This window comes from Proteiniclasticum ruminis, from assembly GCF_900115135.1.
Classification (GTDB): domain Bacteria; phylum Bacillota; class Clostridia; order Clostridiales; family Clostridiaceae; genus Proteiniclasticum; species Proteiniclasticum ruminis_A.
The window spans coordinates 68652-83949 of sequence record NZ_FOVK01000002.1; the positions used below are offsets into that span (position 1 = coordinate 68652).

The window sequence follows — 15298 nt, forward strand, 5'->3', positions numbered from 1 at the left end:
GAACAGGAAGAAATGTCAATAAAAATCACATTAAAAAAGCGCTGATAAGGCGCTTTGTGTTGTTATTCACTTCTTGTAAGCATCTCTTCAATGGCTTCCACATAGATGGGATCTAGTGTTTCATAGAGATAAGACAGATTATCAGTAGAAGCAGTTTTAGGAATTCCAAGATCAAGAAGTCTTTTGTCCAGGCGGCTCAGCACAAACCGGAAGTCTTCTTCTGTGGCGGATCCGCCCATGTCTGCGAGGTTGAGGACACTGCCGTTTTCCAAGGTGACCTTGTAGTAGAACTCTCCTTGGAAAGTGAAGGATTTTTTCTTTTCCCCTTGGATGCCGGTATCGATGGCAGAGAGGGACTCATAAGGATGAAAAGTCCCTTGGGGGTTCAAGGCGCTGTGGTCTATGATGCCTTCCTCTGTCAGCACACTGACATGGATGAAAAGAAGATAGAGAAGTACAACATTCACTAAAAGGAGAGAGCCGTTTCTCCACCTCTTCCAGTGAGGAAGGACTCTTTCGAATTTATTCTGAAGGTAATGCCAGGCAGCTTTGATGTCCTTCGACAGAATATACCCCATAATGGCAATGAGCTCCACTTCAAAGAACAGGAACAGAAAGCTGTAGGGGGATTTCATGATCCAGTACAGGTGCTGCTTTGGCATGAGGATTTTCTGTTGCAGATAGGATAGGAGAAGCAGGAAGAGAAGGGTCAATACTACGGCAAGGACGAGAGACAAGACAAAGAGCAGGGTTTTTCCGATGATTTTTATGAGCTTCATAAGGGGTCCTCCATGATGTTTCAGTTTTAGTTTTCGTGCAAAAAAAGGGAAGCCTAGGCTTCCTCTTCCTCCATGAGAAGCAGTTCCCACTCCTCATAATGATCTTTGATTTTATCGTCCACTTCTTTGATTTTATTGGAAATCTCCATGGACTTTTTGATGTCTTTATAGACTTCTTCTGTGGTCAAGGATAAGGTGAGATCTTCTTTTTCTGCTTCCATTTTCTCAATGGTCTCTTCCAGCGTTTTCAGACGCTTCTTCTTTTCCCGTTCTTCCTTTTCCCGTCCTTTTTTCTTTTTCTTTTCCTCCTGGTATTGGGTCTTGTTTCTGGTTTCTTTCTCCTCAATGCCCTGGAACCGGTTGGGGTTCAGTTTCTTTTCCGTATAGTAGCTGTAGTTGCCAAGATATTCCACAATCCCGTCTTCTTTCAGTTCAAAGATCTTGTGCACCACTTTATTCAGGAAGTAACGGTCATGGGAGATGACAAATAGTGTTCCGTCATAATCAAGAAGAGCATCTTCCAGAGCTTCTCTTGATGGAATGTCCAGATGGTTTGTGGGTTCATCCAGGATAAGAAAATTGGATTTTTTCAGCATGAGTTTTAAAAGGTTCACTCTGCATTTCTCTCCACCGGAGAGGTTTTTCACTTCTTTAAAGACCTCGTCTCCCCGGAAGAGGAAACTGCCAAGATAAGTTCTTACTTCACGCTCCGTGAGATGAGGAAACTCATCATGGAGCTCCGACATGACGGTTTTCTCCGGATGAAGATCGCTCTGCTCCTGATCATAGTAGCCAAGGGTCACGTTCTTTCCAAGAATGATGTCTCCCTGGTCTGGTTTTACCCGGTCCAGCAGCATCTTGAAGAGGGTGGTTTTTCCTCTGCCGTTTTCTCCGATGAGGGCAATGCGCTCTGCTTTTCGGATGTGAAAGGAGAGGTTTTCAAAAAGCTTGGTGTCCTCGAAGGCTTTACTGAGATTCTCTACAATGAGGACGTCCGTGCCGCTTTCAATCTCATTGTCAAAGGAGATCTTATAGGGGCTTCTGGCCTTTGGGGGGGCTTCGATCCGTTCGATCTTATCCAGCATCTTCTGTCTGGACTCTGCGGCTTTGATGCTTTTCTCCCGGTTGAAGGATTTGTAGCGCTCGATGATTTTCTCCTGTCTGGCGATTTCCTCCTGCTGGTGGCGGTAGGCCTTCATTTTGATTTCATAATCTTTTTCCTTCAGCTCCAGATATTTCGTATAGGGAGCATTGTAGGTGTAGATCTCACCACTGATCATCTCAAAGGTATGAGAAGTGATGGAGTCTAAGAAAAATCGGTCATGGGAGATGATGAGAAGCGTCCCTTTATAGCTCTTCAGATACTCCTCCAGCCACTCGATGGCTTGAAGGTCCAGATGGTTTGTGGGTTCGTCCAGTAGGATGATGTCCGGATTGGAGAGAAGAAGTTTTGCTAGGGCCACTCGTGTTTTCTGTCCTCCTGAGAGAATGGAAACTCTTTTCGAGAATTCCTCTTCTTCAAAACCTAAGCCCCGGAGCACTTTGTGCACCTCTCCCTTGTAGGTTCGGCCTCCCAGAAGATCATACTTTTCCTGAAGGTGCACATAATCTGTGATGGCCGCTTCATGGGCTTCGTGCTGAGCTTCCTCATAGGGTTTTTTCATTTCCTCTTCCAGATGGAGCATTCTGTCTTCCATATCCATCAGATGCTGAAAAACGCTGAGTGCTTCCTCATGGATGGTCTTTTCTGTATCCAGATTGATGTTCTGAGAAAGGTATCCTAATGACTTCTGACGGTCCAGAAAGACCTCTCCCTCATACTCTGTGATTTCTTTGGTCAGGATCTTGAAGAGGCTGGACTTGCCAGCACCGTTGGCGCCGATGAGCGCAACTTTGTCTCCTTCCTGAATGCTGAAGCTGACGGATTTTAAAATCACGTCGATGCCGTAGCTGAGTTTTATGTCTCTTGTAGACAGTACAATCATTTTTATTCACCTCTTGTCAATAGCACTATTATACGGGAAAGGCGGAAAGGGTGTAAAGGAATGTTTTCCACAGGCAAAACCAGCGAGAAGAGGGACTTGATTCATGTCATAGAACATTCATAAAATAATTAGATGATTATCTAATTATTTTATTGACATTAATAAATTTGGCGAGTATTATGTAATCAAGAAACAATCTAACTAATTTAGGAGGGTCCCATGAAACGAGATTTGTTAAAGAATAAAAATTTCACCCTGCTTCTGGCTGGAAACGCCGTCTCCCTTCTTGGCAGCAATATGCAGCAGTTTGCTTTATCTCTTTATGTGCTGGCGGTGACTGGATCTGCAACGATTTTCTCCACCATGCTTTCCATTTCCATCTTGCCCAGAATCCTCATGACTCCTTTTGCTGGGGTCTTTGGAGACTGGTTTGACCGGAAAAAAAGTATCGTTCTCATGGACACCATCAATGGTCTTCTCATCGGGGCCTATGCCTTCTACTTTTTTATGAATGGCAGTCTCAGTGTCCCCAGCATCTATCTTCTGGTGGTGCTTCTAGAGATCACAGAGATTTTCTTTGGATCCGCCATGGCGGCGGTGACCCCAAGCATCGTGAAGAAGGAAGAGCTCTTTGATGCCAACAGCCTCAAAAGCATCGTGAGCAATCTGTTCTCCATGCTGTCTCCCATGATTGCAGCGGGGCTCTATGGAGTACTTGGGATGCAGGGGATTCTTGTGATAAATTCAGTAAGCTTTTTCCTTTCTGCTTTCAGTGAGACCTTCATAGAAGTGCCTGCACTTCATAAGAAGCCTCAGAAAATCAGTCTGGAGTTTTTCTGGCAGGATTTTAAAGAGGGCTTGACCATTATGAAAGATCTCAAAATTGTGCGAAACATCATTGGACTGGGCATGATCCTCAATTTTTCCCTGGGGGCACTCTTCAGCGTAGGACTCTTCTATATTCTGAGAGAAGTCCTATCCGCCAGCGATGTGGAGCTGGGGATGTTCTCGTCTCTTCTTTCCTTGTCCATGGTGCTGACCCCACTTTTATTGGCTGGATTTGCCAAGAAAGTGGACCTGGGGAAGCTTCTCATTTACAGCTTCTTTGCGGTATCCTTTGTGATCCTTTCCATGGGCATGATCGTTTCCGATGGACTCTTTGACAGAAACATGGTTTTTGTGCTTCTGATTGGCCTGTCCTTCATCATCGGGATCTTTGTTTCCATGGCGAACATCTCTTTAGGAACCCTCTTTGATACCCTGGTGCCCAAACAGGCCATGGGGAGAGTGGGCACGGTGATGGGGCTCATGATGACCATCATCCAGCCTGTGGGGCAGGTGCTCATGGGCATCGGAATGGACACCTTGAAGCCTCAGTATCCCATTCTTCTTGCCGGTGCCATCATGGCCCTTGGCGTGTTATACTATAAGAAACCTTTCCTTGCGAAAGAAGAAGTGAAGACCGCTGCGTAGCGGCAGGAGGAGATGCTCTTGAAATATCAGTTCCATGAAAAAGAAAGTTATATTTTTGATCTTTTGACCTTGCCTCAGCACATCCACTATAAAGAAGATGTGTATCAGAAGATGGATGAGAACTATGATGAGCTCATACCGGAAGAGGCCAAGGTGAATGTCCGGGAGTTCCATAAGATTCTTATGCCTTATAAGGAAAGACTTCTTCCGTACTACTATGAATCTATGGAGGATCATGATTTCATCGCGCTCCTTTCCATGACCCAGCCCATCATTGGTTTTGAGAAGGTGGAGGAGTATCTGGAGCATTTACGTAAGCTCACGGAGATGGAGCTTCTCTTCAGTATCTATTTCGCACTGGACTATTATGACAGCGATACGGAAGAAAATAAGGAGAAGTCCAGAGAAGTGGCATCAAGGCTTGTGGACCATCCGGAAGAGGTCATGGGTTTTCTTCAGAACCTCACCATCGGCAATGATGCCAGATGGAATCTGCTTCACTTTTCCACCCAGCCTCGGATGATGGTGGAAAAGCTGGTGGACATTCTTCTGGAAATTCATCCGATTTTTGAGGAACTGTATGAGACGAAAAAACCGTTGATCATCAAAAAGGGAGAGGAGCTGACCCAAAAGCTTCTAAAATCAAAAGGGGACGGACTGGCGGAGATATCGAGGGGCATCATGAAAGAAAGCCTTTTAGAGTGGAAGGAATATCCCATACTCATTTCCATGTCCAATCCCATGCAGCTGATGCTGAATACGGGAAATGTGCATCCATTCATTTCCTGGGGGGTGTATCTGGATGATATTTTTGAAGCCATCAAGGAGCAGGAAGAGAATAAAATCCAGGAGCGGGTCCTCCTCTTTAAGAACCTGGGGGACAAAACCCGCTATGAAGTGGTCATGAACCTGGCCAAAGGGGTCACTTCCACCAAGGTTATCGCAAAGAATCTTCATGTGTCTCCGGCAACCATCTCCTACCATCTGAACAACCTGGTTACAGCAAAAATAGCGTATCTGGATCAGGTGGAGGGGCGGTACATCTATAAAGTCAATGAGGAGTTTCTGAAGGCTGCCATAGAGGAGCTGAAAAAAGATTTCCTGCTGAAGTAGAAAAAAGTCCCAAGAGGAGCTGTGCTTCTCTTGGGACTTTTAAAGGATTTTTAAAATATCTGTGTGATAATGATTAAAATTATGAAGAAAGAAAGGAGGAAGGCCATTGAAATTAGGAAAAAAGAAAAAAGGACTGCTCAGTGAAGGATATTTATGGATCCTTCTGGCTCTTCTAATTTATGGCGCCTCCTTGGGTGCAAGAAAAAACCCCGAACTTCTGGAGCGGGTCTATCCCGCAGAATGGAACCGCGCACTCATCCGGCTCCTGAGCAGAATCACAGGACCGTTTCCCTTTTCTTTAGGAGAAGCATTTGTTTATTTTCATGTGTTCTTGGGTGCAGTTCTTCTTGTTCTTTTTCTTGTGAGGCTTTTTAAGGGAGGGGCATGGACCCTTCTTTCAAGAACTATAGCCTACCTGTCTATTCTCTACATCGTGTTTATGATGGTCTTTGGACTCAACTATCAGAGGCCTTCGGTGAGAGCGCACCTTTCCTTGGAGAAAACGCTTTATGAGAAAGAAGTGCTCGAAACAATGAATCAAGCCCTTATCGAACGGGCAAACAGCCTGAGAGAGCGGGTGCCTCAAGATGAGGAAGGCGTATTCACCCTGAGTATGGAAGAAGGAATCCTATATGAGAAAGCACTGGAAACCTATGAGGCCTTTTCCTGGGAACATCCAGTCTATGCTGGAACCTATGGACCTGCAAAAGGGATCCTCCTTTCTGAATATATGAATTATACAGGAATTACGGGGATTTTCTTTCCTTTTACGGGGGAAGCCAATGTGAACACCAAAGGACCGGATCTTCTTTTTCCAGCCACGGTGCTTCATGAAATGGCTCATCAGCGGGGAGTGGCCTATGAGGACGAGGCGAACTATATGGCGTATGTCACGAGCCTGTACTCTGAAGAGGAAGAGATCCGCTACTCCGGTACCATGCTTGCACTCATCAGTTCCATGAATGCTCTTTACCGGGTGGATAAAGAAGCCTACCGGACTCTTTATGATACCTACAGCGAAGGCGTGAAAAGGGATCTTTCAGCCTACAGTGCCTTTTATAAACCCTATGAAGGGAAGGTACAGGAGCAGGCCACCAAGGTCAATGACAACTACCTTAAAAGCAATGGACAGGTTTCTGGTGTGCGGAGCTACGGAGAAATGGTGAATCTTCTGCTGGAGCAGTTTGTGCAAAAAGGAAGAATCGATCTGTAAGAGAGTGGCAGCAGCAAAAAAGGAGCAAACCTACTAAAAGGCTTGCTCCTTTTTTATTGTATTGTGGAGAAGTCCCCTCATAGACGATGAGAAGACCAGTCCTTCTGGCAAGATCTTATTCAAGATCTTCGATGAGTTTCTGCATTTCTTTGATTTCTCTTTCCTGGGCACGGATGATTTCCTCTGCCAGTTCTTTCACCCTTTCATCCTTGATGTCAGCACGTTCGCTGGTGAGAATGGCGCTGGAGTGATGGGGGATCATGGCTTTCATCCAGCTGATCTCATCCACCGTGGCCTGACTTCTCACAAAAAAAGAGAAAGAAAGAAGACCACAGCACTGATTCCAAGGATCATGGTGTTTTTCTTCTTGTCGTCGTACATCTTCCACATGAACAGCAGCATGACCACTGCCATCAAAGAGCCCATGTTCAATGCCATGAACAGTCTGGTCTGGCTGATTTCCACATGAGAGGCCTCATAGAGATTGAGATACATGAGCCAGTACATGATGAAGGTGGATGTGAGAATCATCACGAGAAATTTTGTGTATTCATTCCTTTCTTGAACAGGTTGGTTGGCCATTTTTTTTTGTAAGCATTCAACGATCTGCTTTTATTGTACTCGTAAAAATTGACCTCTCTGTTGACGCTCATTGAACTGCCTGTAAATAAAAAAAGAAAGGATTCTCTTCAAAATCCTTTCAGGCAGCTGGCTTCTATTCGTATTTGAGGATGCCGCGGTGCTCCACAGGGGTGGAGAATACAATTTGAGTATCTGTGTTTCCAAACCTCTGGAGTGCGCCAATGAAGGCATCCAGTTCCATGGTGGTGTGGAAGGCCACTTTAATCAGCATAGAATATTTCCCAGTGACACAGTCGCACTCCAGCACATTGGGGCAGGCTTCGATAAAAGGATAAAACTCTCCTTTTTGTTTTGGGGTCATTTCCAGGTTGATATAGGCTTTGATGTTGTACCCCAGTTTATGGGGATTCACAGAGCAGGAGTACCCGGTGATGATGCCTTCCTCTTCCATGCGGCTGATTCTTGTGGAAACTGCGGGCGTAGAAAGATAGACCGCATCGGCCAGAGCTTTCAGAGAGCACCGTCCGTTTTCCTGCAGCAGTTCCAGAAGTTTTTTATCAATATGATCCATGGTACGGGCTTGGAGGTGTATCCCCATTGCCTCTTCACCTGCCTTTTCTAATATGTTACTATTTTAAAGTTTCTATAGGGGGATGGTCAAGGTTTTTCTCGCTCCCACTTAAGAAAAATAAGTCAGAAGGCATTACCATTAAAAAAAGGCTCTTTCCAAAATGTCTCTTGGAAAGAACCGGGTCAGTGCTTTTTTTTCTCCAGGCAGTCCCTGCAGATGCCTTTCAGTTCCAGATGATGCTCGGTGAGATGAAAGCCTGTTTCTTTGGTGATAAGATCTTCAATCTGCTTCATGGGACAATCCAAATTGATCACTTTATGGCAGCTGTCACACTCCACAATGTGATGGTGTCCATGACGGATGAGGCTGAAGTTGTACTTCTTCTCTCCCAGATCATATTTCTGTATCAGATTTTTTTCTTCAAAAAGCTCCAGCGTACGATACACCGTGCTGAGATTGATGGAGAGGTTCTCCTTCAGCAAGGTGCTGTAGATATAGTCAGCGCCGATGCCGGTATGCTCCTTCTCCAGGAGCTCATAGATGGCCATACGGGGCTTGGTGACTTTGATGGCATGCTTCTTGAGGATTTCTATGGTATTCATTAAAAATCGCTCCTTCATCGTTTGGGCTGTCCTCATTATAGTATGGATTTCAAAAGAATTCAATGAACCCCTTTGAAGCTCTTTGGACATCAAAATATTTAGAGGGAGGCGCCCTCTTGGTTCATTTCACGCTGTTTCTATGCTAAGATATGTGTATATCATGTAGAAAAGTGAGGGAAAACTATGAGAAACTGTGTGGTGGCTCAGTCCGGCGGGCCAACTTCCGTCATCAATGCATCGGTGATGGGACTGTTATCAAAGAATAATGAAGTGGGATATTTTGACCATGTGTATGGTGGGCTTCATGGCATTGAAGGCATTCTGAAAGAGGATTTCATAAACCTTTCAGAACTGTCCCAAGAAGACATCGACAAGGTGAAGCATACCCCCTCTGCAGCACTGGGGTCCTGCAGATACAAACTGAAAAACTATGAGGACAGCAAAGAGGAGTACGAAAAGCTTTTTGAGATCTTCAAGAAGCATGAAATCAAGGCGTTCTTCTATGCAGGGGGCAACGACTCCCAAGATACCGTAAGAAAGCTTTCTGCCTACGCAAGAGAAAGAGGCCATGAAGTTCAGTTCATTGGCATTCCAAAGACTGTGGATAATGATTTACAGGTCATCGACCATGCGCCAGGCTTCGGTTCTGCAGCAAGATACATTGCAGTGAGTGTTCTGGAGAGTTATCTGGATTCTCTTGTCTACTCCAATAATGGCGTCTTCATCACAGAGACCATGGGCAGAGATGCTGGCTGGCTGGCAGCTTCTGGGGCTGTGGCCACCCATGAAGGGAAAAGATGTGCCGATATCGTTCTTCTTCCAGAAGTGCCTTTTGATGAGGAGAAGTTCCTGAAGAAAGTGGAAGAAATCTATAAAGAAAAGAATCATGTGTATATTGTGGCTTCTGAAGGTGTGCGACTGAAGGATGGTTCCTTCCTGGCTGCGACCAAAGCCCATGCTCATGACTCCTTTGGTCATGCTCAGCTGGGTGGTGCGGGTAATGCCTTGAAAAATATCATCAAGGACAGCGGCATCACATCCAGAGTGAAGGTGCTGGAACTGTCTACCCTGCAGAGATCCGCTTTCCACTTGGCATCTTCTGTGGATGTGGAAGAAGCCTTTACCCTGGGAGAAAGAGCTCTCGTCCTTGCCAAAGAAGGAGAAACCGGTGTGGTTTCCATCTTGAAGAGAGTCTCTGATGTGCCTTATGAAGTGGAGTACACCAAGACCGATGCATCCAATATCGCAAACCACGTGAAATACATGCCACTGACCATGGTGACAGAAGACGGCATGAATATCACTGAAGAAGCGCTCAGCTATTTCAGACCTTTAGTGGGAGACCTGCCTGAGTATAAGGTTCTTCACCGTCAGCATAAATAAAGAAAAACACAAAAGCACAGAACTTCAGTTTTCTTGAGTTCTGTGCTTTTTCATTTCCGTTTTAGAAACTGGCGGTCCACCGATTCAAATACCGTCGGTTGTTCTGGATGTTGAAAAATATCGCAATGAAAAGAAGTAGCGATCCAGAAAGACTGACAATGAGCTGATACAAATCAGAAATCGGCAGATTATTTGATAGGTTAGTGCAATAAAACCCAGCCGCAAAGATCAGTTGTACGGCCATTCTTCTTTTGATGAAGTTTTCCAGTGTTTCCCCGGACAGATATTTTTCAGCTAAGGGCGGAACACTTCTCCTTTGATAGAGCCTGATCCAGTCAAAAAGACAGAAAAGGCTGAAGAGATTGATCCAAGGTGCCAGCTGTTTCAGTAATGTCATAAAGACGTCCATCCTTTCCTATAGTGACTCTGGTCATGAATTCAGAAAATGGCCTGCTACTCCATGGGCATGTATCCGATGACTTCGGAGGTGGTGCTGTCACAAACAATTACTGCAAAGTCAAAGCCGGATCTGTCCCCAAGGGTGATGATCCAGTCTGTAGTGTCCACCGCACTCTCTTCTGCTTTGCCGCTGTCAGTATACACAGATTGCCAGGTGTTTTCCTCTGCAGTATCTATTTTGATCAGGCTTTTATCGATCCTGTCTTTTGAGGCAAGCTCAGAGTTTTTTATATACGCTATACTGTTTTCTACTGCTTTTTGCTGTTCAGAGGACAAGGAAGTTTGAGGATCAGTTTCAATGGAAGCCTTCTTGGCAGAGCATCCAACCAGTGTGAAAAGTATCAGTAGAACCAGAGGTATGATCCAATATTTTTTCATGAAAATCCTCCCATTTGTTAGAATAATGCTATGTATAATCATAGATAAAAGTGTTTAAAATATAGTCAGTTTACTAAATTGTAAATCTATTATATGGAATCTTTCTTTCGGTGTAAAGAAAGTTATCAGAGGGCAGAGGATGGGAATTATATAAATAGCCTCCATCTGAGCTTTTATACTCTAGATGGAGGCTGCATGGTTTTATTTATTGAATGGATTGATGAGTAATGAAATCACCATGGTGATCACAGAAAGAAGAGCAATGGTTCCTCCGGGAGCACTGTCCAAGGTATAAGAAAGAATCAGACCTAAAAGCACATCAATGAGTCCCACAGCAATGCTGAGAAAAAGCGTATGCTTAAAGCCTTTTTTGAACTGCATGGCGGTGGCCACGGGCAGTACAATGAGGGAAGAGATTACGAGCACACCGGTGATGCGGATGGACACCGCAATGGACAGTCCCATGAGAAGGGCAAAAATATAATTGACCCGTTTCACCTTGATGTTGATGATGTGAGCACCGTCCTCATCAAAAGTGGTATAAATCAGTTCATGATAGTAATAATATACGGTTCCCACGGTGACTAGAGCCACAAGAAGCACAAGATAAAGATCCTGGCGGGTGACCGTGAGGATGCTGCCAAAAAGGTACTGGTTGATGTTGGTGTTTGCCTGACCGCTGGAAACCAGAACAATGGCAATACCAACAGATAAGGTCAGCACCACAGACATGAGGATCTCTGCATACCGCTTGAAGCGGTCCCTTAAGAACTCAATGAGTAAAGCAGCCAGAGCTGTGAAGATCACTGAGGAGAGGGTGGGGCTTAAGCCAGCTACAATCCCGATGGCAACTCCTGCCAGAGACGAGTGGGCCAGGGTGTCTCCCATCATGGAGTAGCGGCGGAGCACCAGGAAAATGCCGATGATGGGACTTAAGATGGCCACCAGGGCGCCTGCCATGAGGGCATTTTGCATAAATGGATAAGAAAGCATCAGAACTCCTCCTTCCGGAAGACCAGCATATTGTCCACGTCTTCGTGCTGAATATTTCTCTTGTAGGTTTTGATGTCATAAAGGACACCGATATTGTCCCCCATACGGATGATGAAGTCGGAGTTGTGGATGGCAGCGGAGATGTTGTGCTCAACAGTGAGAATGGTGACCCCTTTCTCCCGGAGCCCTTTGAGGATCTTCCGCACTTCTTTCTGGCTTCTGATGTCCATCCCAGTGGAGGGCTCATCGAGAATGAGAAGCTCGGGGTTTCCTAAAAGAGCACGTCCAATGAACACTCTTTGGGTCTGCCCTCCAGAAAGATTCCCCACCAGAGATTTTTTGTATTCCAGCATGGAGACTTCCTCCAGGCATTCGTCAATTCTTTTGTTGTCTTTGATTCCTAAGGCACGAAGGTGGGTTTTGTAGACCTCTTCCACGGTGATGGGAAACTGCTTGTTGAAAGTCTCCATCTTCTGGGGCACATAGCCTACGGATTTTGCATGGATCTTCACCTGACCTTTCAGGGGCTTTAAAAGACCCACCACCAGCTTGATCATGGTGGATTTTGCGGATCCGTTTTCTCCGATGACTGAGATCAGCTGCCCACCGGGGATAGTCATATTGAGGTCTTTGATGAGATAAGGCTCTTCTCCGGTGTAGGAGAAGGATAAGTTACTAATTTCAATCATTTTCATTCACTCCAGTTTTTGTTCACAACTTAATATAGTACAAAAAAAAGCCGTTGACAATGTATATTTCTTAGTATATTATACTCATGGATGCGAATCATTTGCAACAACTGGAGGATAAATAGATGAAAAAAAGATTAATCGGACTGATTGCGGCAGTTTCTGTCATGGCTTTTATGGCTGGATGCCAGGCAGAGCCCAAAACTGAAACACCAGCAGAAGAAGGTCCAGCCGTGGAGAACCCTGAGGAACCAACCATCGAGAAGCTTAAAGTAGCAACCACCATACATCCTGTCAATGAAGTGGTGCGAATCGTCGGCGGAGACTATGTGGACACCTGGAAGATTGTGCCAGAAGGAGCGGAAGCCCACGATTTTGAACCCACCATCAAAGATATGGGAGAACTTTCCACAGTGAAGTTTCTTTTCATGAATGGCCTTGGCATGGAGCCTTGGGTAGAGAAAGCGGTAGAGAATTCTGGGAATAAAGATCTCTCTGTCATTGATCTTTCAGAAGGCGTTTCTCTCATCACCATCGAAGGCGATGATCATGACCACGATCATGAAGAAGAAGACCACAGCCACGACCATGGAGAGTTTGATCCTCATATCTGGCTGTCCATTGATGCTCTCATCACCATGGCAGAACATGTGAAGGAAGAGCTGACCGTGCTTGTTCCGGAAGGTGCAGAAACCTTTGAGGCGAATCTTGAGGCTTTTAAGAAAGAGGCTGTGACATTGAAAGAGACCTATCAGGAGAAATTCAAGGCGCATGAAGGAAAAGCCTTTGTCACAGGACATGCGGCATTTGGCTATATGACAAGAGAAATGGGACTTCAGCAGAAGGCCATCGAGGGTCCTTTCCAGGAAGGAGAGCCTACCCCAAAGAAGCTGCAGGATCTCATTGATTTTGTGAAGGCGGAGAACATCACCACCATTTTCCTCGAGGAGGCAGCCTCACCGAAGGTGTCTGAAACTTTGGCAAGAGAGACCGGAGGAAAGACCGTAACCATCAATGCTTTGGAAGCAGAAGGAGATCTTCTTCTCAATCTGGAGGACATCTACAAAAAAGTGCTGGAAAGTTTTGAAGGCTGATTCATAAGAACAGGCTCTGGAGAAAGAAGCTTCTTTTTCCAGAGTTTTCTTTTTTTTAGCAGTACAGAATCTTTGGAGTTTCTCATAGTTCCTTTCGGAATCAGTATAAATTCTCAATATTCTCCTTTATAATAGAGGAAGAATGTTAATTTCGGGAGGTACTTTATGGCTATTGTAAAACCAAGAAATGAAATCGACCCTAAATTCAAATGGAAGCTGGAGAAGATCTACGCGTCCAATGAGGCTTTTGAAGAAGAGCTTTCTAAACTGAAGGAAGAAGCACCTGTGCTCATGAACTACAAAGAAAAGCTTCATGAAAAAGAGAGCCTTCTTTCTTATCTGAAGGACTTTGAAAAGTACACAAGAGTTCTGGAAAAGCTCTATGCCTATGCCCACATGAAGAGCGACGAGGATACCACCAATACGGCTCAGCAGGTGATTCTATCAAAAGTGGCCCAGTACGCTGCAGAGTACAGCGCCATGGTGAGCTACTTTGTGCCAGAACTGTTATCACTGCCTGAAAGCGTCATCGAAGGCTACCTGGCTGACGAGGATCTTTCCCTCTACAAGTTCTACATTGAGTCCATCGTCAAAGAGAAACCCCATGTACTCAGTAAGGAAAAAGAAGAGCTCATGGCAACGATGTCCGATTCCTTGAACGCACCGGATGATATCTACTCCATGTTCACCAATGCGGACATGACGTTTTCTGATGTGGAGGATGGAGAAGGAACCAAACATCCTATGACAGAAGGCAGCTACAGCATGTTCATCCAGTCCAAGGACAGAGTGCTGAGAAAGAATGCGTTCATGGAGCTGTTCGGCACCTATGGGAAGTATAGGAATGCCATCGGCACCATGCTTTCCTCCAATATGAAGACGTTCAACCTGAAAGCGAAAGTGCGAAACTACAGTGGACCCATTGAGGCTTCCTTAAGCCCCAACAACATTCCAGTGGCGGTATATGACAACGCTCTGGAGACCATTTCAGAGAGCGTCTCTTCTCTTCACCGTTATGTGGAGCTGAAGAAGAAGCTTCTGAAGCTGGATGAGATCCATATGTATGATCTTTATGTGCCTGTCATCGACGTGCCGGAGGAGAAGATTCCTTTTGAAGAAGGGATTGCCCTGTCACTGGAAGGACTGAAACCACTAGGGGAAGAGTATCTTTCCATTTTCAAAGAAGGTGTGGAAAATGGTTGGATTGATATTTATGAGAACAAAGGAAAGAGAAGCGGCGCATACTCCTCTGGAGCCTATGACACAGAGCCCTATATCCTTCTGAACTATCATGAGGACCTTCGGGATGTGTCCACCCTGGTCCATGAGATGGGTCACTCCATCCACTCCTATTATTCCAGAAAGCATCAGCCTTTTGTGTATGGAGACTACACACTGTTCGTGGCGGAGGTAGCATCCACCACCAATGAGAAGCTCCTGATCCATCATCAGATCGAAAAGGAACAGGATCCAATCAAGAAGCTGTACCTGGTGAACCAGGAACTGGAGCAGATCCGAACCACAGTGTTCCGTCAGCTGATGTTTGCGGAGTTTGAAAAAGTCACCCATGAGACCATTCAGAAAGGGACCCCTATGACAGGAGAAGACTTCTGCAGCCTTTGGATGGACCTTAATAAAAAGTACTTTGGAGAAAACATTGTGCTGGATCAGGAAATCGAAATGGAATGGGCGAGGATTCCTCATTTCTACAGAGATTTCTATGTGTATCAGTATGCCACAGGGTATGCTGCGGCCAGTGCCTTCGCGGAGCACATCCTAAAAGAAGGAGAGCCTGCGGTGGAAAGATACCTGGGCTTCCTGAAGACCGGTGGCAGCAACTATCCTGTAGAAACCCTACAGGTGGCAGGCGTAGACATGACCAGCAAAGAACCTCTGGAAGCAACCGTGAGAAGATTCAATGTGCTTCTGGACATGCTGGAGGAGTACCTCAATCAGTAGTATTAGTAAAGACCTTTCTTCGGAA

16 protein-coding genes are annotated in these 15298 nt (G+C 45.4%); 6 read left to right on the top strand and 10 right to left on the bottom strand.

Annotated elements, in window-relative coordinates; translation table 11 throughout:
- Positions 1-62: 62 nt before the first annotated feature.
- Together BM243_RS04995 and BM243_RS05000 are read right to left on the bottom strand one after the other, a co-directional pair.
- A complete protein-coding gene (locus tag BM243_RS04995; RefSeq protein WP_074911063.1) occupies positions 63-779 on the bottom strand; it encodes a hypothetical protein in 717 nt (238 codons plus the stop codon).
- 53 nt (positions 780-832) lie between these two features.
- Complete coding sequence (locus BM243_RS05000) at positions 833-2764, bottom strand: ABC-F family ATP-binding cassette domain-containing protein (protein ID WP_074911065.1); 1932 nt, start codon at positions 2762-2764, stop codon at positions 833-835.
- Positions 2765-2983: 219 nt separating this feature from the next.
- Between BM243_RS05000 and BM243_RS05005 the strand changes: the two genes are divergently transcribed.
- The 3 genes from BM243_RS05005 to BM243_RS05015 all read left to right on the top strand — a co-directional run bounded on the left by BM243_RS05005 (position 2984) and on the right by BM243_RS05015 (position 6563).
- Positions 2984-4237, top strand: a complete 1254-nt coding sequence (locus BM243_RS05005) for an MFS transporter (RefSeq protein WP_074911066.1) — start codon at positions 2984-2986, stop codon at positions 4235-4237.
- An 18-nt stretch (positions 4238-4255) separates the two neighbouring features.
- Positions 4256-5350, top strand: coding sequence for an ArsR/SmtB family transcription factor (locus BM243_RS05010; RefSeq protein WP_074911068.1), 1095 nt, complete (start codon positions 4256-4258; stop codon positions 5348-5350).
- Positions 5351-5456: 106 nt separating this feature from the next.
- Positions 5457-6563: a DUF3810 domain-containing protein gene (locus BM243_RS05015; protein WP_083422629.1), complete on the top strand. Its 1107-nt coding sequence runs from the start codon at positions 5457-5459 to the stop codon at positions 6561-6563.
- A 115-nt stretch (positions 6564-6678) separates the two neighbouring features.
- On the opposite strand, the gene BM243_RS15380 is transcribed toward BM243_RS05015, so the two are convergent.
- The 4 genes from BM243_RS15380 to BM243_RS05030 form a co-directional block, all read right to left on the bottom strand.
- Positions 6679-6852 (bottom strand): DUF305 domain-containing protein, encoded by a 174-nt coding sequence (locus BM243_RS15380; protein ID WP_242943513.1) that lies wholly within the window; start codon positions 6850-6852, stop codon positions 6679-6681.
- A 14-nt stretch (positions 6853-6866) separates the two neighbouring features.
- The gene (locus tag BM243_RS15385; protein WP_242943514.1) at positions 6867-7145 is read right to left on the bottom strand and encodes a hypothetical protein; all 279 of its coding nucleotides are present in this window, start codon (positions 7143-7145) and stop codon (positions 6867-6869) included.
- Between the two features lie 133 nt (positions 7146-7278).
- A complete protein-coding gene (locus BM243_RS05025) occupies positions 7279-7716 on the bottom strand; it encodes an Lrp/AsnC family transcriptional regulator (protein WP_031576424.1) in 438 nt (145 codons plus the stop codon).
- 182 nt (positions 7717-7898) lie between these two features.
- Positions 7899-8318 (bottom strand): Fur family transcriptional regulator, encoded by a 420-nt coding sequence (locus BM243_RS05030; RefSeq protein ID WP_074911070.1) that lies wholly within the window; start codon positions 8316-8318, stop codon positions 7899-7901.
- Positions 8319-8501: 183 nt separating this feature from the next.
- On the opposite strand from BM243_RS05030, the gene BM243_RS05035 reads away from it, so the two are divergent.
- The gene (locus BM243_RS05035; RefSeq protein ID WP_074911072.1) at positions 8502-9701 is read left to right on the top strand and encodes a 6-phosphofructokinase; all 1200 of its coding nucleotides are present in this window, start codon (positions 8502-8504) and stop codon (positions 9699-9701) included.
- 61 nt (positions 9702-9762) lie between these two features.
- Here BM243_RS05035 and BM243_RS05040 read toward each other — a convergent pair whose 3' ends face one another.
- The 4 genes from BM243_RS05040 to BM243_RS05055 form a co-directional block, all read right to left on the bottom strand.
- A complete protein-coding gene (locus BM243_RS05040; RefSeq protein WP_074911073.1) occupies positions 9763-10098 on the bottom strand; it encodes a PX domain-containing protein in 336 nt (111 codons plus the stop codon).
- A 56-nt stretch (positions 10099-10154) separates the two neighbouring features.
- Entirely contained in the window at positions 10155-10538 is a 384-nt protein-coding gene (locus BM243_RS05045; protein WP_074911075.1) for a hypothetical protein, read from the bottom strand.
- Between the two features lie 201 nt (positions 10539-10739).
- Positions 10740-11531, bottom strand: coding sequence for a metal ABC transporter permease (locus BM243_RS05050; protein WP_074911077.1), 792 nt, complete (start codon positions 11529-11531; stop codon positions 10740-10742).
- Positions 11531-12220: a metal ABC transporter ATP-binding protein gene (locus BM243_RS05055; protein ID WP_074911079.1), complete on the bottom strand. Its 690-nt coding sequence runs from the start codon at positions 12218-12220 to the stop codon at positions 11531-11533. The genes BM243_RS05050 and BM243_RS05055 overlap by 1 nt, the downstream gene beginning before the upstream one ends.
- Positions 12221-12345: 125 nt before the next feature.
- Here BM243_RS05055 and BM243_RS05060 point away from each other — a divergent pair, with 125 nt between their 5' ends.
- The gene (locus BM243_RS05060) at positions 12346-13314 is read left to right on the top strand and encodes a metal ABC transporter solute-binding protein, Zn/Mn family (protein ID WP_074911081.1); all 969 of its coding nucleotides are present in this window, start codon (positions 12346-12348) and stop codon (positions 13312-13314) included.
- 165 nt (positions 13315-13479) lie between these two features.
- Complete coding sequence (pepF, locus tag BM243_RS05065; RefSeq protein WP_074911082.1) at positions 13480-15273, top strand: oligoendopeptidase F; 1794 nt, start codon at positions 13480-13482, stop codon at positions 15271-15273.
- The last annotated feature ends 25 nt before the right edge of the window (positions 15274-15298 follow it).